The sequence below is a fragment of the Halorubrum sp. SD41 genome (genome assembly GCF_058630335.1).
In genome coordinates, this window is the sequence record NZ_JBZVGZ010000008.1 from 33463 (window position 1) to 52217 (window position 18755).

An 18755-nucleotide genomic window follows, 5' to 3' on the forward strand; every position below is an offset into this window, starting at 1 on the left:
TAAGGGTTCGATACGGCGTCCGTTCACACCCCCGCCGACGCTCCCGTCCGTCACCGCCGACGCTCCCGTTCGCGCGCCCCGACGGCGCGTCCGTTGGCGCCGGTCGCCGGTCCGCCCGCACCGCCCGTGCTTCGACGCTCTTAACCGCGTCCCGGCGCTACTTCGCGCGGATGAGTGACCCGGCGCTCGACGTCGTCGAGTTCGTGTTGACGACGCACTTCTACACGCAGGACCGCGACCTCGACGAGAACGACCTGCCGCCCCGATTCCGGCAGGTGTTCTGGTCGGCCGACGCCGCCGACGACGCCCCCGGCGGCGTGGAGCGACCGCTCAAGGCGACCGACGAGACCACCCGCACCGCCACCGGCGTCGAGCGGCCGTGGGACGCGGTCTCCGACCTCCTCTTCACCCAACGCACGGAGTTCTCCGGCGAGATCTCCCTGACCCAGCCGGCGATGGGGCTGGAGTGGTACCGCGACCGCGCGGGCGACGACCGGATCGCCGGGAACCCGACGCTCGTCGCCGCGATGGAGGCCGCGGAGGACCTGACGGCGCCGGTGACCCGCGAGGAGGCCCGAGACGACGTGCGGCCGGTCCAGGCCGACCGCGTCTGGATCGACGCGCTGCTCTCCGAGTACTTCGACGAGGACGAGGACGGCGAGATGCTCGACCTCGTCAACGTCCGCGCCCCCGAGGAGATCGAGACGACGCTGGCCGACCTCGTGCTGACCGGCGACCAGGAGGGCGAGATCCAGAAGATCGTCAAGGCGATCGAACACCGCGAGTACCTCGCGGAGATCGGCCTCCGCGAGATCGGCAAGCTGCTGTTCGTCGGCCCGCCCGGGACCGGGAAGACGACCGTGTCGCGCGCGCTCGCCCACGAGCTCGGGCTCCCGTTCGTCGAGGTGAAGCTCTCGATGATCACGAGCCAGTACCTCGGCGAGACGTCGAAGAACGTCGAGAAGAGCTTCGAGGTCGCCAAGCGGCTCTCGCCGTGTATCCTCTTCATCGACGAGTTCGACTCGGTGGCGAAGACCCGCCGCTCGGACGAGCACGCAGCCCTGAAGCGCGCGGTCAACACCCTGCTGAAGTCGATCGACGAGGTGTCGCTCGTGCGCGACGAGGTCCTCCTCATCGGCGCGACGAACCACCCGGACCAGCTCGACGCCGCCGCGTGGCGCCGGTTCGACGAGATCGTCAACTTCCCCAAGCCGGACCGCGACATGCGCGCGGACATCCTCCGCGTGGTGACCAAGGAGATGAAGATCGCCGACTTCGACCCCGAGGAGGTCGCCGACCGGACCAGCGGGCTCACCGGCTCCGACCTCCGGATGGTGCTCCGGGAGGCCGTCCTCGGCGCCCTCACCGAGGACCGGATGACGATCACGCAGGCGGACGTGATGGAGGCCGTCGAGGACTTCGAGGAGCGCGACAACCTCAAGAACATGGACATGATCGACGGGGAGGGCGCCGAGGTCCTCGGCGAGACGGGGTCGAACGACGCCCACGACCACGGCGAGGAAGGTGGTCACGACCACGGCGATCACGATCACAGCGGCGGCGATCACGATCACGGCGAGGACGGCGGCCACGACGAGGGCTCCCCGGACCCGACCCGCGGCGCCGAACCGCAGGGACGGACGCAGGACTGAGGCAAACGACCAAATTCCTCGACATCGATCGACACGAACACCGCCGAAGCCCCAGCCGCTCGGCAATACAGCTCTATTTATAAGCGGCCGATCGACACGAACACCGCCGAAGCCCCAGCCGCGAGGCGGGCGTACACTCGCTGTGGTCCTCGTCACTCGCTCCGCTCGTTCCTGCGGTCCTTGCGTCGTCTACGCCCGCCTCGCGGCTGCCCCTTCGGATCCCACCCCGCACCGCTCCGCCCAGCACCTCACCCCTCCCCAGCCTCGTCAGTCGCCTCCGCTTCGCTCCGGCGACTGACTCCCTCGCGCGGTGCTGCTCGGCCGCAAGGCGGCCTCGCAGGCACGCGCCACGGTACCGCAGATCGGCTGTCTCTTTCTCTGTACCGACCGATCACCGTCGAACGCCCACGACCGTGTAGCCGAACCCGCGGTCGACGATCCGCGGGTCGAGCCCGGCGTCGTCCATCGCGGCCGCGAGATCAGCGGGCGCTCGGAACTGCGAGTCCATCCCGATCGCGTGTTCGCCGGCGACCAGCAGTCGCCCGAGCGGGTGGTCCGGATTAAAATCGCGGACGACGAGCGCGCCGCCGGGCGCGAGCACGCGCGCCACCTCCGCGAGCGCGGCGTTCTGGTCCGGCAGGTGGTGGAACGCGTCGACGACCGTGACCGCGTCGACGCTCGCGTCGCGGAACGGGAGTCGTCCCGCGTCGGCCGCAAGTCCCGCGAGCCCGCGGCCGCGACGCGCCCGCGAGAGCATCCCGACGGAGGCGTCGACGACCGTGATCTCCGGACCGGTCAGCGCGGCCGCCGCGCGCCCCGTGCCGCCGCCGACGTCGAGGAGGCGCTCGATCGGCCGCGCGGGGTGGTCGAGGCCGGCCGCCAGCGCCTCGCCGTCCGCCGGCGGCATCGCGAGGTCGTACAGCGGCGCCACCCGGTCGAAAAAGTCGACGTCCCCGACTCCGTACATGGAGGAGACGAGCGCCGCGAGCGATAAAGAGCCACCGCCCTATTTACCTTCTCGCCGACGTACGCCGCCCATGGAGTACGCGCTCGTGTGTCCGCCCGACGAGGGGGAGACCCTCCGCCTCGACTACCGGGCGTTCGCGTACGCCGGCAAGTTCGTCGTCGGCGCGCCGGGGAAGTCGGTGATCCGGACGCCGGACGGGCGCCCGGCCGCGCCGGACTGGGAGTCGGCCGAGCCGCTGCCGGACACGGTCGACCCCGACGCGTTCGACGAGGACGTGATCGCGGCCGTCTCCTTCTCGCCCGACCGGACCGACCCGGCCTGCTGTCGGCTGCGGTACGTCACGGTCCACGCCGCGCGGCGCGGGGAGGGGATCGGCCCGCGGCTGATCGGCGAGACGGTCGCCGACCTCGCCGTCGCGGGCTTCGAGCGCGTGAAGATCGCCGTGAACAACCCGTTCGCGTACGAGGCGTGCCACAAGTGCGGCTTCGCGTACACCGGCGAGCGCACGGGGATCGCCGAGCTCGAACTGGAGCGCCCCGCGGCGGCGCCCGCCGACGCGGACCCGGAGCGGTACCGCGAGGGGCTGGCGGCGTTCCGCGAGACGGACGGGGAGCTGAGCCGGGCGGAGCGCCGCTTCGTCGCCGAGCGGCTGGAGCGCGGGCCGCCGTCGGTCGGCGACGCGGCGGGGAGCGAAGACGGGTCCGGTTGAGCCGCTTAGTTGAGCGTCCAGATCGCGTAGTTGAGCGCGGTCGCGAAGCAGACCCACGCGAGGTAGGGGACGAGCAGCGCCGCGGCGCGGCGGTCGACGCGGTCGAAGGCCCGGACCGTCGCGACGACCAAGGGGAGGAGGACGACGAGGACGGCGAGCCCGAGGTCGGGGCGTTCGAGCCCCCAGAAGACCGGCGACCACGCGACGTTGACGGCGAGCTGAACGCCGAACAGCGCGAGCGCGGTCCGGACGCGTCCCGCCGACGCTCCCCCGTCGCGGCCGGCGAGGTAGACGAGGGCGGCCGCCGCACCGAGTAACGCGTACAGGATCGGCCAGACGACGCCGAACGCCCACCCCGGCGGGTAGAAGGAGGGCAGTTCCAGCGACGCGAACCAGGCGCTCTGGGTGGTCGTGAAGGGGACGCCGAGCGCGCCGATCAGGTTGACCGCGATCGCCGCGCCGGCGATGAGGAGGGCGTCCCGGCGGTCGAGGAGTCGGGAGGTCGCGGTCGTCGCCATGGGTCTCGTTCGCGAGGAGCGGTGTTAAATCCGTCAGATCGCGTCGTAGTCCTCGCGGAACGTCTCCAGCGTGGCCGCGAGCACGCCGATCACGATGGGGCCGACGAAGAGGCCGGTGAACCCGACCGAGTAGATGCCGCCGAACACGCCCAGCAGGATGATTGCCGGGTTCAGGTGCGCCTGCTGGTCGATGACGAGCGGGCGGGCGTAGTTATCGACCATCGCGATCACCGCCACGCCGTAGACGGCGAGGAAGATCCCGGCGGTCACCTGGTCGACGACCACGAGGTACGCGGCCGCCGGCCCCCACACGAAGAAGGCGCCGATGAGCGGCAACAGCGCCAACACCGCCATCACGAACGTCCAGAACACCACGTTCGGGATCCCGGCGGCCCACAGCCCGAACCCCGCGACCAGCGCCTGGAGGAGCGCGACCGAGATGTGGCCGATGACGACGCCGCGGGTCATCACGTCGACGCGGTCGACGAGGTCGGCGGTCACGTCGGACGGCAGCGGGCTCGTCGCCCGGATCCACTCGACGAACGCCGGCCCGTCGATGAGCGTGTAGTACACCAGAAACAGCGCGAGCGACAGCCCGACCGACGCCCGGATCGCCGTGTTCAACACGCCGCTGAACCCGCCGAAAAGCGTCTGCACGAGGATCTCGCCGGCGGTCTGGAGGAGGTCGCCGACCTCCGGGTCCTGTCCCGTGATCGCCGCGATCTCGGCCTCGATGGCGGCGACGTCTATCCCCGTTTCGCCGGCCGCGATCGCGGTGAGGTCGCGGACGAACACCCACGTGATGTACGCGAGCGGGAGGATGACGGCGACGATCGAAGAGAGGATGAGGATCAGCGCCGACAGCATCTGGCCGAACCGGTTCGAGACGCGCTTCCGGAGCCAGCGGGTGAGCCGCCGGTGGAACGGGTAGAGGATGAAGGCGAGGATCGCCGAGGCGATCACGTACTCGACGAACGGCAGGATGACGAAGAGAGTCAGAAGCGCCACCGACCCCATGAGGAGGAGCAGGAACGATTGCCCGCGGTTCATGGGTCCCCGTCTCCCCGGCGGAGTATAAAGTGGGCGGCGGGCCACCCTAATCGCCGACGCGGCTGCCGGACGCAGACTGAGATGTATTTAAAAAGCGTCGACCGCGCTCAGGCGCTCGCCTCGTCCTCGTCGAGGCCGGGCGCGGTCGCGGCGTCGACCTCGTCCGGCTCCTCCGTGTCGCCGCCGACGACCGTCTCCCCGTCGTCGGTCTCGACGTACACGTCGTCCGCGAAGCCGGCCAGCGCGTTCTCGTACTCGGGCTCGTCGAGCTTCGCGGGCGTCTCCGGCGCCTCGACGATCCCCTCCGGCGGGCGGAACTCGCCCAGCGGGTCGTCGATCGTGATCCCGTGTTCCGAGAAGAACGACTCGTACCGCCGGTAGTGCGCCTCTAACTCGTCGCCCGGGATCTCCATCATCTCCGTCCAGCCGTGGTTGAAGAAGTCGAAGTTCGCCTGGACGTGGGTGATCTCGCGGGCCTCGGCCTCCGGGAAGCCGGCCTCCAGGGCGGCGACGTAGGTGTCCATCGTCGCGTCGAAGAAGCTGTCGAGGTGGTCGCGGCGCTCCTCGCGCCGGTCCTCGTCCGCCTTGTTGAGGAAGATGCTCGTGTGGAGGTCGACGAGCTTGTCGTTGGCGACGTCGCCGACCACCGGCGTGGTCAACGCCTTCTTGGCGGCCCAGTGGCGGATGTTCTGCCGGATTTTCATACGCGCTGTTGGGCCGGGACGCTCTTGAATGTGTGGCGTCGGGACCGCGGCGCCCGTACGCGCTCCCGCCGCGAGCGGGCGGCGCGTGTGCTCGTGCGAGGTGGTTCCGTCGGGATCGTGTTCGTGTCGGGACCGTGTGCGACGCCGACCGCACCGCGGAACTGTTATTGCGCTCAACGAACAATATTGTGGTAGCCATGGAACCGAAAGAGGCGGACGACGACTGGGCGGCGCAGGTGGAGGCGCAGCGGGAGGCGAAGATCGAGCAGTTCCGTGACTCGGCGCGGTCGCCGCTGCCGGCCTCGATGCGGGGCGACGCGTTCCCCGGGCTGGCGTACTTCGACCCTGACCCGGCGTACCGGTTCGAGCTTCCGCTCCACGAGCACGACGAGAAAGAGACCGTGACCGTCGAGACGACCGCCGACGGCGGGCAGACGTACCGCCGGTGGGGGGAGTTCCGGTTCGAGGTCGACGGCGAGGCGGCGACGGTTCAGGCGTACCGCCCGGCCGACGGCGCGGACCGCTTCTGGGTGCCGTTCCGCGACGCGACCAGCGGCGAGGCGACGTACGGCGCGGGCCGATACCTCGACTTGGAGCCCGACCGGGACCGCGTCGACGGCGAGTGGATCGTGGACTTCAATCACGCGTACAACCCGACCTGCGCGTACAACCACGCGTACGAGTGCCCGCTCGTTCCGACGGAGAACTGGCTCGACGTCGCGATCGAGGCGGGCGAGAAGGACTTCCCGGCGGAGCCGGCGGGCGCGGACCACTGACCGGGCACGGACCACTGACCGGACGGGAGAATTCCACCGCGCGGGGCGGATCGGAGCCCGATCCTCGACGCGGGTGAGGGGAGTTCTCACGCCCCGAGACGCGGATGACAACCCACATTAACCATGAATCCGAACGGCCGGCTATGAGCGATTCGTACGTGATCATCGGTGACGGTATCGCGGGCGCGTCCGCGGCCGAGACGCTGCGCGAGGAAGCGCCCGACGCCGAGATCACGGTTCTCACGGACGAGGGTGAGTCCCTCTACAACCGGATCCTGATCAAGGAGTACGCGAAGGGGAAGCTCCCCGAGGCCCCGATTTCGATCCACGAAGAGAGCTGGTACGACGACCACGACGTCGACCTGCGACTCAACACCGTCGTCGTCGACATCGACGTCGACGAGGACGCGGTACACACCCACGAGGGCGAGACGTTCGAGTACGACTCCCTCCTGCTCGCGGTCGGCGGCACGCCCCAGCAGCTCCCGGTCGGGAACGCGGACGCCGACGGGATCCACCACTTCTGGACGTTCCAGGACGCTCGCAAGATCAAAGAGAGCGTCGAGGGCGCGGAGAAGGGCGTCATCGTCGGCGCCGGGCTGCTCGGCATCGACTTCGCGGCCATCTGCGGCGCGCAGGACGTCGAGGCGAAGTACCTGATGCGCGGCGACAACTGGTGGCGCTACGCGCTCTCCGAGGAGGGCGCGGAGATCATGCACGAGGCGATGCGCGAGCGCGGCGTCGAGCCCGTCTTCGGCTCCGGTGTGGACCACTTCGAGGTCGACGACGACGGCCGCGTCGAGGCCGCGGTCGACCCGAACGGCGAGCGCTACGAGTGCGACTTCGCGGGCGTCGCCATCGGGCTGAACTTCAACACCGAGTTCGTCGAGGACACGCCGCTGGAGCTCGACGACGGCATCGTCGTCGACGAGTTCATGCGCACCAACGTCGACAACGTGTACGCCGCGGGCGACATCACCACGTTCAACGACCTCATCCTCGGCGAGCGCGCGAAGAACGGCTCGTGGGGGTCGGCCAAGGAGCAGGGGACGATCGCCGCCCGCAACATGGTCGAGTACGGCAGCGAGGCGTTCGAATGGGTCTCCTCGTACTCGATCACCCACTTCGACTTCCCGTTCCTCTCCTTCGGCCACCCGACGCTCGGCGACGAGTCGGTTGAGGCGACCACCGCCGAGGGGGAGTGGCGCCGCGTCGCGCTGAAGGACGGCAAGGTGGTCGGCGGGGTGCTCATCGGCGACCTCTCGCCGCAGTCCGCGTTCAAGCAGCTGATGCGCGAGGGGCGCGACGTGAGCGACCAGACGGACCGGCTCATGGAGCCCGGCTTCTCGGTCGACGACCTGGCGGCCCCGACCGAGCAGTAGTCCGCCGACCCCGGCCTCGTCTCGGGGGGCGTCGCTCCCGGCGACGGACTCGCGGCCAGCGACGTGCCACGGTGCTTTTCACGGTCGACGCGCTATCTCGTTTATATGTCACCCGGATCGCAAGGGCCTCCGGCCGGCTTCTTCGCCTCCTTCGTCGAGGGGTGTTCCGATCCGGTCGTCTCCGTCGACCGGGAGGGGACGGTCGTCTACGCGAACCCCGCCACCGAGGCGGTTCTCGGGTACGACCCCGAAGACCTCCGCGGCCGCGACCTCGCCTCCCTCGTGGCCTCGGAGGCCGCGGACGGACGCGCCCGGTCGGTCCGCGAGCGGTTCGCGCGGGTCGAGGGGCTCGACGACTGCGGGAGCTTCTCCGTTCCCGTCCGCCACGCGAACGGGCACACCGTGACCTTCTCCGTCCGATTCCACGAACACGCCACCGGAGGCGACGGAAGCGGCGGCGTCCCCGACGGGGCGACCGGCGACCGCGACGCCGTCTACACGGGGATCTTTCGCGACGGCGTCGACGAAGCCGGCGGAGAGACGCTGGAGACGTTCCGCAACCTCGTCGAACACGCCGGCCACGCCATCTACATCACAGACGTCGACGGGACGATCGAGTACGTCAACCCGGCGTTCACCGACCATACTGGCTACGAGTCCGAGGAGGTCCTCGGCGAGACCCCGGCGATACTCAACTCCGGCGAGATGCCGGACGAGTACTTCGACGCGCTGTGGTCGACCCTGCTGGACGGCGAGGTGTGGGAGGAGGAGATAATCGACCGACGGCGAGACGGCGAGCCGTACCGCGCCCACCAGACGATCGCGCCCGTGGTCGGCGACGACGGCGAGGTGTCCCGGTTCGTCGCGATCCAGACGGACGTCACGGCGCGGAAGGCGGCGATGGGACAGCTGAAACAGTACCGGGACATCGTCGAGCGGCTCGACGACCCCGTCCTCCTCCAGAACCGCGACGGGGAGTTCGAGCTGTTGAACGAGGCCGTAAGCGAGTTCGCTGGCGTCGACCGCGAGGCGCTGTACGGGACCGACGAGTTCGCGTTCATGGACGCGGAGACGGCGGGCGAGGTCGACGAGCGCCGCCAGAGCGTGCTCGACGCCGAGGAGATGGCCGAGTACGAGGTCTCGCCGACGTTTCCGGAGACCGATCGGGAGGCGACGTTCAGCACGCAGCGGTACCCCTACTACGACGCCGACGGCGACCTCGCCGGCACCTTCGCCATCTGTCGGAACGTCACCGACCGCAAGGAGCGCGAACGGGAGTTGGAGCGGTACGAGCGCGCGATCAACGGCGCGACGGACCTCATCGCGGCGGTCGACCGCGACGGGCGGCTCCTGTTCGCGAACCCGCAGTACCGCGAGTACCACGGGCTCGAGGACCGCGACGTGACGGAACTGACGCTCGCCGACGTGGTCCCGGCCGACGGCTACGAGGACGTCGAGCGACAGGTGGAGCGCGCGCTCCGGGGCGAGTCGGTGGAGTACCGGACGACGCGGACGCACCCGACCCGCGGCAGGCGGACGTTCGACGTTCGGTACTACCCGCTCGGAGGCCCCGACGACGGCGAGCCCGCCGGGGTCGTCGGCGTGCTTCGGGACGTGACGGACAGCGAGAACCGCGCGCGACAGCTTCGGGTCGTCGATCGGGTCCTCCAGCACAACCTCCGGAACGCGCTGACGGTCGTCCGCGGGCGGGCGGAACAGATCGCGGCGGGCGCCGCCGACCCCGCGGACGCGGCCGGGTACATCGTGTCGCGGGCGGACGACCTCTTGGAGACGAGCGAGAAGGCCCACCACATCACCGAGATACTGAGCGACGCGCCGGAGACCGAACCCGTCGACGTCGGGCGCGTCGCCCGACAGGTGGTCGAGGCGCGGACGACGGAGTTCCCGAACGCGACGATCGAGGCGTCGGTGCCGGACGACGGGGTCGCGACGGCGTCCGCGACGACCTGGCTCTCCCGGGCGATAGACGAACTGGTCCGGAACGCGGTCGAACACCACGACCGCGACCGGCCGACGGTCGCGGTGTCGGTCGAGGCCCGCTCCGACGCGATCGAGGTCCGCGTCGAGGACGACGGGCCGGGGCTGACCGGCATGAACCGAGACGTCCTCGTCGACGGGACGGCGGTCGACGCGCTGTACCACGGCAGCGGCCTCGGGCTCTGGCTCGTCTACTGGGTCGTTCAGCAGTCGGGCGGCGCCGCGGCGGTCGCGGACGCGGAGCCCCGCGGCACCGTAGTGACGCTCACCTTCCCCCGCGCCGACGACTGAACCGCCGCCGTCGCGTTCGCGGGCCGAACGAACCGAACCGGGGCGACGCCCGCCGCGAAACGCTTATGATTAATCGTGTTATATGCTATCATATGTCACTTAGAGACACCGGGCGACGGCTGCGGCTCCGACGCACCGGCCGCGTTCCGGCGGACGCGCGGGTCCGCCACTACGACGAGCTGGACGACGACGAGCAGGGGGTCGTCCGAGAGCTGGCGGACGTGCCGTGGACGGCGCCGGAGACCGGCGACCTCGCCGACGGCGACGTGGTGAAGTTCACTGACTACTATCAGGTTCGATCGCGGTGAGGGCGGTCGCGCGGTCGGAAGCGTCCGCCCGGAAGCGAAGTTGTTTTCGCCGGTCGGGGGTAAGCGGGGCGCATGGACAGCGGCGGATCTACAGACATGACGCTGGCGTTCGAGTTGGAGGCGCTGAAAGCCCTCGCGGACCCCAACGCGGTGTTCAACAACGCCCGACAGTGGACCGAGTACGTCGGGGTCGTCAGCGAGAAGCCCACCTACGTCGTCACGAACTTCACGCGGAAACACCGCGTGCGACAGGACTTCTTCTCCGGCCCGCGCGGCGTCGAGGAGAGCCTAGAGAACATCAGCGGGCAGTTCGACACGGACCGCCACGTCTTCGTGGGGGTCGACGACGAGGACGAGGCGGTCGCCGAGGCGACCGGCTGGGAGTTCCTCCACGTCGAGGACGCCGCCGAAGCGGCCGGGTGGACGCTCGCCACCGGTGAGGCGGAGGACGAGGCGCCCGAGGAGCAGGCCCGCGACGACTGGCCCTGACAGACCGGGAGGTGTTTTGACGCGGGCGACGAAGGCGAGAGTATGACCGATAACGACGAGGCGAACGATCACGACCACCAGCACGACGACAGCGGCCATCACGACCACGACGACGGCCACCAGCACGACGACAGCGGCCATCACGACCACAACGACGGCCACCAGCACGACGACAGCGGCCATCACGACCACGACGACGACCACCACCACCACGACGTCGACTCGGTCGCGGCCGCGGTCGTCACGGTGTCATCTTCGCGTAGCACGGACGAGGACCCGGCCGGCGACTACGTCGCGGCCGCGTTCGAGGAGGCGGGTCACGAGGTCGTCGTCCGCGAGCTGATCGACGACGACTACGACAGCGTTCAGGGGACCGTCGACCGGCTGGCCCGGCGGAAGGACACCGACGCCGTCGTGACGACCGGCGGGACGGGGGTCACGCCCGACGACGTCACGCCGGAGGCGGTTCGCGGCGTCCTCGCGAAGCGACTTCCCGGGTTCGGCGAGCTGTTCCGCCGGCTCTCGTACGAGGAGGTCGGCACGCGGACAGTCGGCTCGCGCGCGACCGCCGGCGTCGTCTCCGCCACGCCGGTGTTCTGCCTCCCGGGCTCCGAGAACGCGGTCCGGCTCGGCGTCGACGAGATAATTCTTCCCGAGGTCGGGCACCTCGCCGGGCTCGCCGGCCGAGGACTCGACGAGGCGGAGAGCGACCAGAAGCAAGTCGGCGACGAAACTGCGACAGACAAGACGGCGAACGGCGGGTCGTAGGCGGCCGGCGAAGCCCGACACAGCCGCGGCTCAGACGCCCGTGAGGAAGTTCCGGACGAGGTCGTGGCCCGACCCGGTCAGCACGCTCTCCGGGTGGAACTGGACCGCCTCGATCGGGTGATCGCGGTGGCGGATCCCCATCACGATCGACTCGTCGTCGTGGTCGGTGGTGGCCGTCACCGCGAACGACTCCGGGACCTCCGTGGCCGCCAAAGAGTGGTAGCGACCGGCTCGGAACCCCTGGTCGAGCCCGCGGAACACGCCCTCCCCGTCGTGGTCGACCGGGAACGCCTTGCCGTGGACCGGCTCGGGGGCGTGGCCGACCGTCCCCCCGTACTCGTAGACGGCGGCCTCCAGACCGAGGCAGACACCGAGCGTCGGCACCGTCCGGGAGAGCTCGCGCAACACCGGCATCGTCACCCCCACGTCGCGCTCGTTCTTCGGGTGGCCGGGCCCCGGACTGACGATCACCGCGTCCGGCTCCGCGGCCTCGATCTCGGCGAGCGACGCGGTGTTCTTGAACACGTCGACGGCGACCGGCTCCCCGTCGACCGTCTGGTCGGAGACGTACTCGACGAGGTTGTAGGTGAACGAGTCGAAGTTGTCGACGACGACGACCCTCATCGCTCGGCCTCCGTGCCGGTGGCGACCGGGTCGGCCGCGTCGCCTTCTTTTTCTTCCCCTTCCCGGATCCGGTCGATCGCGGTCAACACGCCGTCCATCTTCTGCTCGGTCTCCTCGTACTCCGCGGCCGGGTCCGAGTCGGCGACGAGGCCGGCGCCCGCGCGCACGCCGACGACCGACTCCTCGCCCGACTCGTCGAGCGTCGCGGTCCGGATCACGATCGCGAAGTCGGCGTCGCCGGTCCACGAGTAGTAGCCGACGCCGCCGCCGTACGCCTCCCGCGGGGTCGTCTCCAGGTCGTCGATGATCTCCATCGCGCGCACCTTCGGCGCGCCGGTGAGGGTCCCGGCGGGGAACGTCGCGCGCGTCGCGTCGAACGCGTCCGCGTCGCCCGCGAGCGTCCCCGTCACGGTCGATTCGATGTGCTGGACGTGGCTGTACTTCAGCACGTTCATGAACTCCTCGACGCGGACGGAGCCCGGCTCCGAGACGCGCCGCACGTCGTTGCGCGCGAGGTCGACGAGCATCGTGTGCTCGGCGCGCTCCTTCCCGTCCGCCAGCATCTCGCCCGCGAGCCGGCGGTCCTCCACCGGGCTGGTCCCGCGCGGGCAGGTGCCGGCGATGGGGTTCGAGACGACGCGGTCGCCCTGCACCGACACGAGCGTCTCCGGGCTCGCGCCGACCACGGTCCGGTCGTCGTGGCGCAGCACGTACATGTACGGCGAGGGGTTCACGTCGCGGAGCGCCGCGTAGAGGCCGAGCGAGTCGACCTCGCCGCGGAGCTCGCGGCTGCGAGAGATCACGCCCTGGTAGATGTCGCCGTCGAGGACGTGCCGCTTGGCCGTCCGGACCGCCTCCTCGTACTCGTCGCGGGGGTCCGCGGACTCCTCGCGCACGCTGACCCCGTCCGGGTCCGGCGGCGACGCGGCCGCGAGCTCGGCCGCGACGCGCTCGGCCTCCGCGACGAGGTCGTCGTAGACCGCGGCGGGATCGTCGTCGACGCCGATCACGGGGGTGAACACGAGCTCGGCGCCGCCCTCCTTCTCGTCGAAGACGACGGTCCGGGTGGTGAGCGCGAACTCGGCGTCGGGGAACTCGGTCTCCGGGCGCTCGACGCCGACCTCCTCTAACCAGAGGTCGTAGACGGCCTCGTACGCGAGGAAGCCGACGAACCCGCCCGAGAGGATCTGCCGGTCGGTGTCCGGGAACCCGCGGAGGCTCACGTCGGGAAACGCCGCGCGGACGCGGTCGACCGCGTCGCCCGCGTCGGGACCGAGCCCGGGCGCGGTCGCCTCGGCCGCCCCGTCGTCGCCGGTCGCGTCTCCGCCCGCGTCCTCCCCGAGGAACTCGGCCGCGGGCCCCAGTTCGGTTACTTCGGTCCGGTCCGGGTGGACGGAGACGATCGCCTCCGGGTCGTAGCCGACGAACGAGTAGCGGGCGTGCCTGTCGGCCTTCCCGCCCGACGTGAACGCGCCGTCGGGGTCGCTGGAGGCGACCTTCTCCCCCGATTCGAGGAGGAACCCGTACGGGCCCTCGCCGACGAGGGTCGCGTACGCGCCGAGCGGGCTGACGTCGGCGCCGAGCGAGGCCGACGCGCGGACCACGACCGGCTTCTCGGCGTCCGCGGCGAGCTCGACGAACTCGGCCTTCGTCCTGTCCAGCGGGGGCGCGTCGCTCATGCCAGCTCCATCTCCCGGCCCGCGTTGGCGACGAAGCGGGCGACCGCGTTGTGGTCCTTGCGTCCGCCCTCGATCTCCACGCCGGAGGCGACATCGACCGCGAAGGGGTCAGCGACGCGGACCGCCTCGGCGACGTTGTCGGCCGTGAGCCCGCCCGCCAGCACGACGGGCGTGGTGAGCCGCTCGGCGAGCTCGCCGGTCGCGCGCCAGTCGTGCGTCTCGCCGGTCCCCCCGGCGCCCGAGTCGTCGGTGGAGTCGACGACGAAGGCGTCGACCGCGCCGTCGAGCTCCTCGGCGCGCGCCGGATCGTCGGCGTCGACCGTGAGCAACACGCGCCGCTCCGTCTCCGCGCGGATGAACCGCAGTTCGTCGGCGGTCCAGTCGCCGTGGAGCTGGATCGCGTCGGGCGCGACCGTCCGGACGAGCTCGACCGCGCGCTCGGCGGAGTCCGGCATCGTCACGAGGGTCGCGGTGACGAACGGGGGCACGTCCGCGAGCAGTTCCGCCGCCTCGGCCGGGTCGACCTCGCGCGGCGAGTCGACGGGGACCTCGGTGATGACGCCGACCGCGTCGGCGCCCGCGTCGACCGCGGCGCGGAGGTCGGCTTCACTGGTGATCCCGCAGATCTTCACACGCGCCATCAGTCGTCGTCCTCCGCGGTCGCGGTCTCGACGCCGTCGCCGAGAGACTCCCCGTCGCCGCACAGCGCCGCGAACTTCTCGGCGGCCGCGCCGGAGTCGATCGCGTCGGCCGCGCGCTCGACGCCCGCCGCGAGCGTGTCGGCCTCGCCGGCGACGTAGATCGCGGCGCCCGCGTTCGCCAGTATCAGGTCTCGCTTCGGGCCGGTGACGGAGCCGTCGACGATCCCGCGCAGGTCCGCGGCGTTCTCCTCGGGGGTGCCGCCCGAGACGTCTTCGATCGGCGCGCGGTCGAGCCCGAGGTCGTCGGGCGCGATCGTGAACTCCGTCACGTCCTCGCCGTCGACCTCGGCGGCGACCGTTTCGTCGTGGATCCCGATCTCGTCCATGCCGGCGCCGTGGACGACGAGGGCGCGCTCGACGGGCATGTGCGCGAGCGACCGCGCGATGACGGGGACGAGGTCGGGGTCGTACACGCCGAGCACCTGCGCGTCGGCGCCCGCCGGGTTGGTGAGCGGCCCGAGGACGTTGAAGATCGTCCGCATCCCGAGCTCCTTGCGGGGGCCGATGACGGCCTTCATCGCCGGGTGGAACACCGGCGCGAGCATGAAGCCGATCCCGTCGTCCTCGATCGCCGCCTCGACGGCGGGCGGCTCGGCCTCGACGTCGGCGCCCGCGACCTCCAGCACGTCCGCGCTCCCCGAGGAGGAGGAGACCGAGTAGTTGCCGTGCTTCGCGATCGGCACCCCGGCGCCCGCGGCGACGATGGCCGCGGTCGTCGACACGTTGATCGTGTCGTAGTCGTCGCCGCCGGTGCCGCAGGTGTCGACGAGCGGCTCGCGGTCGGGCTCGATCGTGCGCGCCGCGTCCCGCATCCCCTGCGCGAACCCGGCGATCTCGGCCTCGGTCTCGCCCTTCGTGCGGAGCGCGGCCAGCAGCGCCCCGATCTGGGCCTCCGTCGCCTCCTCGAAGACGAGCCGCGCGGCCTCGCGCGCCTCCTCGACAGTGAGATCCGTCCCGTCCGTCACGCGCTCGACCGTGTCGTTGAGATTCATTGTGTCCACCGATGTAGTATTCCGCGTTGTGATGTACAAGTGTGTACACTAATTTAACGCTGTCGCCGGGGCGGTAGACGATAACGCGCAGTGACCGCGGACGAAAACGGTGAAGAACGTCTGGACTGCGAAGAGAGCGGTGACCGAGCCTACTCCGCGTCGAGCGCTGTCGACCCGTCGGCCTCGACCACGACGACCGGGACCTCGGCGTCGCCGACGACCGTGTCGGTGGTGGAGCCGAAGACGAAGCGGCCGACGGTCCCGGTCGTCGGCGCGCCCACGACGACCAGGTCGTAGTACGCCGACTGCTCGACGACCGCGCCCGCCGCGGTCCGGTCCTCGACGAGCCAGCGGTCCGCGCGGTCGAACCCGCCGAGCCGCTCCTCGGCCGCGTCGAGGAGCCGCTCGCCGGCCGCGACGTAGTCCGTGGCGTTCGGGTCGCCCGCCTCGACGGCGGTCCCGGAGGCGTCCCCGTCGGGGCCGGCGTCGGCGAGCGCCGCGTCGGAGGGGACGACGTGGAACAGTTCCAGCCACGCGTCGGTCGACGCCGCGATCTCCCGCGCGACGTCGACGGTCGCCCCCGAGTGCGGGCCGGGACCGACGGCGACGAGGACCGAGGAGACCCGGTCTGGGCGCTCCGCGCGGTCGGCGCCGTTCAGCGACACGTCGGCGACGGAGGGGGCGTCTCCCGCGTCTTCCACCGCGGGCCGGATCATGGCGTCACCGACCGCGGGCGAGCCCGCGTGACCGGCCCCCCCGGCTCCGGCCGAACCGCTCGACTCCCCGCGGGCGCCGCCGTTTCGCGTCCCGCCCTCTCGGGCGCTTCCGCCGTCGGCGTCGCTCCCGTTCATGCGTGAACGTCTGACGCTCGTCAGATAAATCCCGTTGGTTCCGCGTCCGCCGCGGAGCGGCGGTCGACGAGCGGAGCCGAGCCGGCGAGCCGCCCCCCGCGTCACTCCCGGAAGAACTCCTCGCGCTCGAACGGCTCCTCTTCGCCCTCCACCGCGAGGACGTCGAGCGCGGTCACCTCGGCGCCGACGCCGAGCAGGCCGGCGAGGCTCGGCTCCGTGCGCCCCTCGTCGCTCGATATCAGCTCCTTGATGTAGAGGCCCCCCTCGCCGCGGATCTCGACGGTCGCGTGGCGGGGGTCGTCGAGTTCGGCGGTCGCCTCGTACACGTCGCGCTCGCGCGTGATGCTCGCGCGGCGGTGGTCGACCCGGTTGGGCGTGTACTGCTCGACGGTCGCGCCCTCCAGCGCTTCGACCGCCTCGGCGAGCGCCTCGGCGTCGACGTCGGCGTCGAAGGTCACCAGCGCGCGGTAGCGCTTCGCGGCGTCGTGCTCCTTCACGCGCTCGACGGTGTCGTACGTCGCGAGCCGGAGCCCCTCGACCTCGACCGCGCCGTCGGCGAACGCGTTGATATCCGACTGGAGGCGGTCGGTGTCGACCCGGCGCCGCCGCGGCTCCTCGACCTCGATCACGAACGGGCGGCCGGTGCCGAGCATGAGGGCGTCCACGTCCTCGCGGCCCGCGCCGTGGAACGTCGCCTCGGTGCCGTCCATCACGTCCTCGACGACCGGTGCGGTGTACTCCTCGACGCTGTCGTCGTAGAGGTAGCCGGAGCCGCCGCAGTGGTCGCAGGGGTCCGCGCCCTGTCGCCCGGACCCCTTGCACTCGCGGCAGGGCCACTCGGTCTGCGGGATGTCGCGCTCCAGCTTCCGGTATCGACCGTAGACGAACGTGGAATTCACCTTTGCGTCGATCTCGTCGTCCGCCAAGTCGATCGTGAACTGGACGTCCGGGCGGTCGAAGGAGACCTCGGCGCCCGTCAGCCGCCCGACCCGCTTGCCGACCTCGCGGTTGAACTCCGACTTGAACGGCTCGCCCGCGTCCTCGTCGAGGCCGACGTCCGCGCGGAGGAGGGCCTCGTTCTCCTCGATCAGCGGCGGCGGACGCGTGCCGACGTTGTACGTGGCGAACTCGATCCCCTCGACCGCCTCCGCGGCGCGCTCCGCCCACGCGTCGAACTCGGCGCAGCGCCCCTCGCACACCCAGCAGTCCGCGGTCTCGACCGCCTCGTGGTCCTCGTCGTCGCGCAGCGCGAGCGACACCCGGAGCGCCGAGCCGCGGTCGGCGTTCGACAGCCCGAAGCTCCGGTCGGCGACGAGCCGGCCGAGACAGGCGTCGCACACCGGGCCGGTCTCGGTCGCGCGCGCCGCGACGTCGAGTACGTCCATACGCCCTCAAACGCGGCGCGTGGTAACTGTCTTACTACTCGGCAGAGGTACCGCAGTCGGATCGTTCAATGTCGCCCGGGCGGAGGGGATCCGTATGGGAACGCCACTCGACTCGCGCGACGAGCAGGTCGCCGAGGTCCTCGACCGGCTCTACGAGGAGTACCCCGACTCGACCATCTCGCTCAACTACTCGAACCGCCTGGAGCTGCTGATCGCGGTCATCCTCTCGGCGCAGTGTACGGACGAGCGCGTGAACGAGGTGTGCGCCGACCTGTTCGAGACGTACGAGACGCCCGAGGAGTACGCGAACGCGCCACAAGAGGAGATGGCCGAGGCCATAAACTCGATCACCTACTACAACAACAAGGCGAAGTACATCCGCTCGGCGTGCGCGGACATCGCCGAGGAGCACGACGGCGAGGTGCCGGACACGATGTCGGAGCTGACGGAGCTGGCCGGCGTGGGGCGGAAGACCGCGAACGTCGTGCTCCAGCACGGTCACGACGTCGTCGAGGGGATCGTCGTCGACACCCACGTCCAGCGGCTCACGCGCCGGCTGGGAATCACGGAGGAGGAGCGCCCCGAAGCGATCGAACAGGACCTGCTGGAGGTCGTCCCCGAGAGCGACTGGCAGCAGTTCACGCACCTCATGATCGACCACGGCCGCGCGACGTGCACCGCGATCAACCCCGACTGCGCCGACTGCGTCCTCGCCGACGTCTGTCCCTCCGAGAAGGGCGACGGCGACGTGGATCTGGCGAGCGGCGAGGCGTGGTAGGAGACGGAACCGGGGCGATGCCGATGGCGTTCGGGAGGTAGTATTTAAAGGCCCCTCGGATGAGGGGAGGCGGCCGAATTCGTCCCGCCGAGGGGGAACTCGCTTTCCGGTTTATACGTCCGTCCGGCGTATT

At 70.7% G+C, this 18755-nt stretch carries 19 protein-coding genes; 9 read left to right on the forward strand and 10 right to left on the reverse strand.

From position 1 onward, the window contains the following. Positions 1-170: 170 nt before the first annotated feature. Positions 171-1652: an ATP-binding protein gene (locus AC4NMM_RS04935; RefSeq protein WP_491923672.1), complete on the forward strand. Its 1482-nt coding sequence runs from the start codon at positions 171-173 to the stop codon at positions 1650-1652. A gap of 391 nt (positions 1653-2043) precedes the next feature. Here AC4NMM_RS04935 and AC4NMM_RS04940 read toward each other — a convergent pair whose 3' ends face one another. Further along, a complete protein-coding gene (locus tag AC4NMM_RS04940) occupies positions 2044-2619 on the reverse strand; it encodes a class I SAM-dependent methyltransferase (protein ID WP_491923673.1) in 576 nt (191 codons plus the stop codon). A gap of 70 nt (positions 2620-2689) precedes the next feature. Here AC4NMM_RS04940 and AC4NMM_RS04945 point away from each other — a divergent pair, with 70 nt between their 5' ends. Beyond that, positions 2690-3328: a GNAT family N-acetyltransferase gene (locus AC4NMM_RS04945; RefSeq protein WP_491923674.1), complete on the forward strand. Its 639-nt coding sequence runs from the start codon at positions 2690-2692 to the stop codon at positions 3326-3328. Between the two features lie 5 nt (positions 3329-3333). Here the strand turns inward: AC4NMM_RS04945 and AC4NMM_RS04950 are convergent, their stop codons facing one another. From AC4NMM_RS04950 to AC4NMM_RS04960, 3 genes are all read right to left on the reverse strand, one after another. Continuing rightward, complete coding sequence (locus tag AC4NMM_RS04950) at positions 3334-3846, reverse strand: TspO/MBR family protein (protein ID WP_491923675.1); 513 nt, start codon at positions 3844-3846, stop codon at positions 3334-3336. Positions 3847-3879: 33 nt separating this feature from the next. Further along, positions 3880-4896, reverse strand: coding sequence for an AI-2E family transporter (locus AC4NMM_RS04955; RefSeq protein WP_096393374.1), 1017 nt, complete (start codon positions 4894-4896; stop codon positions 3880-3882). Between the two features lie 107 nt (positions 4897-5003). Further along, the gene (locus AC4NMM_RS04960) at positions 5004-5600 is read right to left on the reverse strand and encodes a DUF6149 family protein (protein WP_096393375.1); all 597 of its coding nucleotides are present in this window, start codon (positions 5598-5600) and stop codon (positions 5004-5006) included. Positions 5601-5797: 197 nt separating this feature from the next. Here AC4NMM_RS04960 and AC4NMM_RS04965 point away from each other — a divergent pair, with 197 nt between their 5' ends. The 6 genes from AC4NMM_RS04965 (at position 5798) to AC4NMM_RS04990 (ending at position 11612) form a co-directional block, all read left to right on the forward strand. Further along, a complete protein-coding gene (locus AC4NMM_RS04965; RefSeq protein WP_491923676.1) occupies positions 5798-6376 on the forward strand; it encodes a DUF1684 domain-containing protein in 579 nt (192 codons plus the stop codon). Positions 6377-6519: 143 nt separating this feature from the next. Continuing rightward, a complete protein-coding gene (locus AC4NMM_RS04970; protein ID WP_491923677.1) occupies positions 6520-7758 on the forward strand; it encodes an NAD(P)/FAD-dependent oxidoreductase in 1239 nt (412 codons plus the stop codon). 105 nt (positions 7759-7863) lie between these two features. Next, positions 7864-10047, forward strand: coding sequence for a PAS domain S-box protein (locus AC4NMM_RS04975; RefSeq protein ID WP_491923678.1), 2184 nt, complete (start codon positions 7864-7866; stop codon positions 10045-10047). Positions 10048-10139: 92 nt separating this feature from the next. After that, entirely contained in the window at positions 10140-10355 is a 216-nt protein-coding gene (locus tag AC4NMM_RS04980; RefSeq protein ID WP_017342862.1) for a DUF7979 domain-containing protein, read from the forward strand. 72 nt (positions 10356-10427) lie between these two features. Further along, positions 10428-10844 (forward strand): DUF7124 domain-containing protein, encoded by a 417-nt coding sequence (locus AC4NMM_RS04985; protein ID WP_096393379.1) that lies wholly within the window; start codon positions 10428-10430, stop codon positions 10842-10844. A gap of 42 nt (positions 10845-10886) precedes the next feature. Next, on the forward strand, positions 10887-11612 hold the full coding sequence (locus AC4NMM_RS04990) for a MogA/MoaB family molybdenum cofactor biosynthesis protein (protein WP_491923679.1): 726 nt from the start codon (positions 10887-10889) through the stop codon (positions 11610-11612). A gap of 30 nt (positions 11613-11642) precedes the next feature. Here the strand turns inward: AC4NMM_RS04990 and trpG are convergent, their stop codons facing one another. The 6 genes from trpG to AC4NMM_RS05020 form a co-directional block, all read right to left on the reverse strand. Beyond that, entirely contained in the window at positions 11643-12236 is a 594-nt protein-coding gene (gene trpG / locus AC4NMM_RS04995; protein WP_096393381.1) for an anthranilate synthase component II, read from the reverse strand. Then, complete coding sequence (gene trpE, locus AC4NMM_RS05000; RefSeq protein WP_096393382.1) at positions 12233-13915, reverse strand: anthranilate synthase component I; 1683 nt, start codon at positions 13913-13915, stop codon at positions 12233-12235. The genes trpG and trpE overlap by 4 nt, the downstream gene beginning before the upstream one ends. Further along, positions 13912-14556, reverse strand: a complete 645-nt coding sequence (locus AC4NMM_RS05005; RefSeq protein WP_096393383.1) for a phosphoribosylanthranilate isomerase — start codon at positions 14554-14556, stop codon at positions 13912-13914. The genes trpE and AC4NMM_RS05005 overlap by 4 nt, the downstream gene beginning before the upstream one ends. Continuing rightward, positions 14556-15608, reverse strand: coding sequence for an anthranilate phosphoribosyltransferase (gene trpD / locus AC4NMM_RS05010; protein WP_096393384.1), 1053 nt, complete (start codon positions 15606-15608; stop codon positions 14556-14558). Before trpD ends, AC4NMM_RS05005 begins: the two co-directional genes overlap by 1 nt. Positions 15609-15757: 149 nt before the next feature. Next, on the reverse strand, positions 15758-16459 hold the full coding sequence (locus AC4NMM_RS05015) for a universal stress protein (protein ID WP_096393385.1): 702 nt from the start codon (positions 16457-16459) through the stop codon (positions 15758-15760). 101 nt (positions 16460-16560) lie between these two features. Beyond that, entirely contained in the window at positions 16561-17844 is a 1284-nt protein-coding gene (locus tag AC4NMM_RS05020) for a tRNA pseudouridine(54/55) synthase Pus10 (RefSeq protein ID WP_096393386.1), read from the reverse strand. Between the two features lie 94 nt (positions 17845-17938). Between AC4NMM_RS05020 and nth the strand changes: the two genes are divergently transcribed. After that, on the forward strand, positions 17939-18622 hold the full coding sequence (gene nth, locus AC4NMM_RS05025; protein ID WP_096393387.1) for an endonuclease III: 684 nt from the start codon (positions 17939-17941) through the stop codon (positions 18620-18622). Positions 18623-18755 lie beyond the last annotated feature (133 nt).

Excerpts from the sequence above, each read along its gene's own strand:
- AC4NMM_RS04935 (WP_491923672.1), top strand. The coding sequence starts at position 171 with ATGAGTGACCCGGCGCTCGACGTCGTCGAGTTCGTGTTGACGACGCAC.
- AC4NMM_RS04940 (WP_491923673.1), bottom strand. The coding sequence starts at position 2,619 with ATGTACGGAGTCGGGGACGTCGACTTTTTCGACCGGGTGGCGCCGCTG.
- AC4NMM_RS04945 (WP_491923674.1), top strand. The coding sequence starts at position 2,690 with ATGGAGTACGCGCTCGTGTGTCCGCCCGACGAGGGGGAGACCCTCCGC.
- AC4NMM_RS04950 (WP_491923675.1), bottom strand. The coding sequence starts at position 3,846 with ATGGCGACGACCGCGACCTCCCGACTCCTCGACCGCCGGGACGCCCTC.
- AC4NMM_RS04955 (WP_096393374.1), bottom strand. The coding sequence starts at position 4,896 with ATGAACCGCGGGCAATCGTTCCTGCTCCTCCTCATGGGGTCGGTGGCG.
- AC4NMM_RS04960 (WP_096393375.1), bottom strand. The coding sequence starts at position 5,600 with ATGAAAATCCGGCAGAACATCCGCCACTGGGCCGCCAAGAAGGCGTTG.
- AC4NMM_RS04965 (WP_491923676.1), top strand. The coding sequence starts at position 5,798 with ATGGAACCGAAAGAGGCGGACGACGACTGGGCGGCGCAGGTGGAGGCG.
- AC4NMM_RS04970 (WP_491923677.1), top strand. The coding sequence starts at position 6,520 with ATGAGCGATTCGTACGTGATCATCGGTGACGGTATCGCGGGCGCGTCC.
- AC4NMM_RS04975 (WP_491923678.1), top strand. The coding sequence starts at position 7,864 with ATGTCACCCGGATCGCAAGGGCCTCCGGCCGGCTTCTTCGCCTCCTTC.
- AC4NMM_RS04980 (WP_017342862.1), top strand. The coding sequence starts at position 10,140 with ATGTCACTTAGAGACACCGGGCGACGGCTGCGGCTCCGACGCACCGGC.
- AC4NMM_RS04985 (WP_096393379.1), top strand. The coding sequence starts at position 10,428 with ATGGACAGCGGCGGATCTACAGACATGACGCTGGCGTTCGAGTTGGAG.
- AC4NMM_RS04990 (WP_491923679.1), top strand. The coding sequence starts at position 10,887 with ATGACCGATAACGACGAGGCGAACGATCACGACCACCAGCACGACGAC.
- trpG (WP_096393381.1), bottom strand. The coding sequence starts at position 12,236 with ATGAGGGTCGTCGTCGTCGACAACTTCGACTCGTTCACCTACAACCTC.
- trpE (WP_096393382.1), bottom strand. The coding sequence starts at position 13,915 with ATGAGCGACGCGCCCCCGCTGGACAGGACGAAGGCCGAGTTCGTCGAG.
- AC4NMM_RS05005 (WP_096393383.1), bottom strand. The coding sequence starts at position 14,556 with ATGGCGCGTGTGAAGATCTGCGGGATCACCAGTGAAGCCGACCTCCGC.
- trpD (WP_096393384.1), bottom strand. The coding sequence starts at position 15,608 with ATGAATCTCAACGACACGGTCGAGCGCGTGACGGACGGGACGGATCTC.
- AC4NMM_RS05015 (WP_096393385.1), bottom strand. The coding sequence starts at position 16,459 with ATGAACGGGAGCGACGCCGACGGCGGAAGCGCCCGAGAGGGCGGGACG.
- AC4NMM_RS05020 (WP_096393386.1), bottom strand. The coding sequence starts at position 17,844 with ATGGACGTACTCGACGTCGCGGCGCGCGCGACCGAGACCGGCCCGGTG.
- nth (WP_096393387.1), top strand. The coding sequence starts at position 17,939 with ATGGGAACGCCACTCGACTCGCGCGACGAGCAGGTCGCCGAGGTCCTC.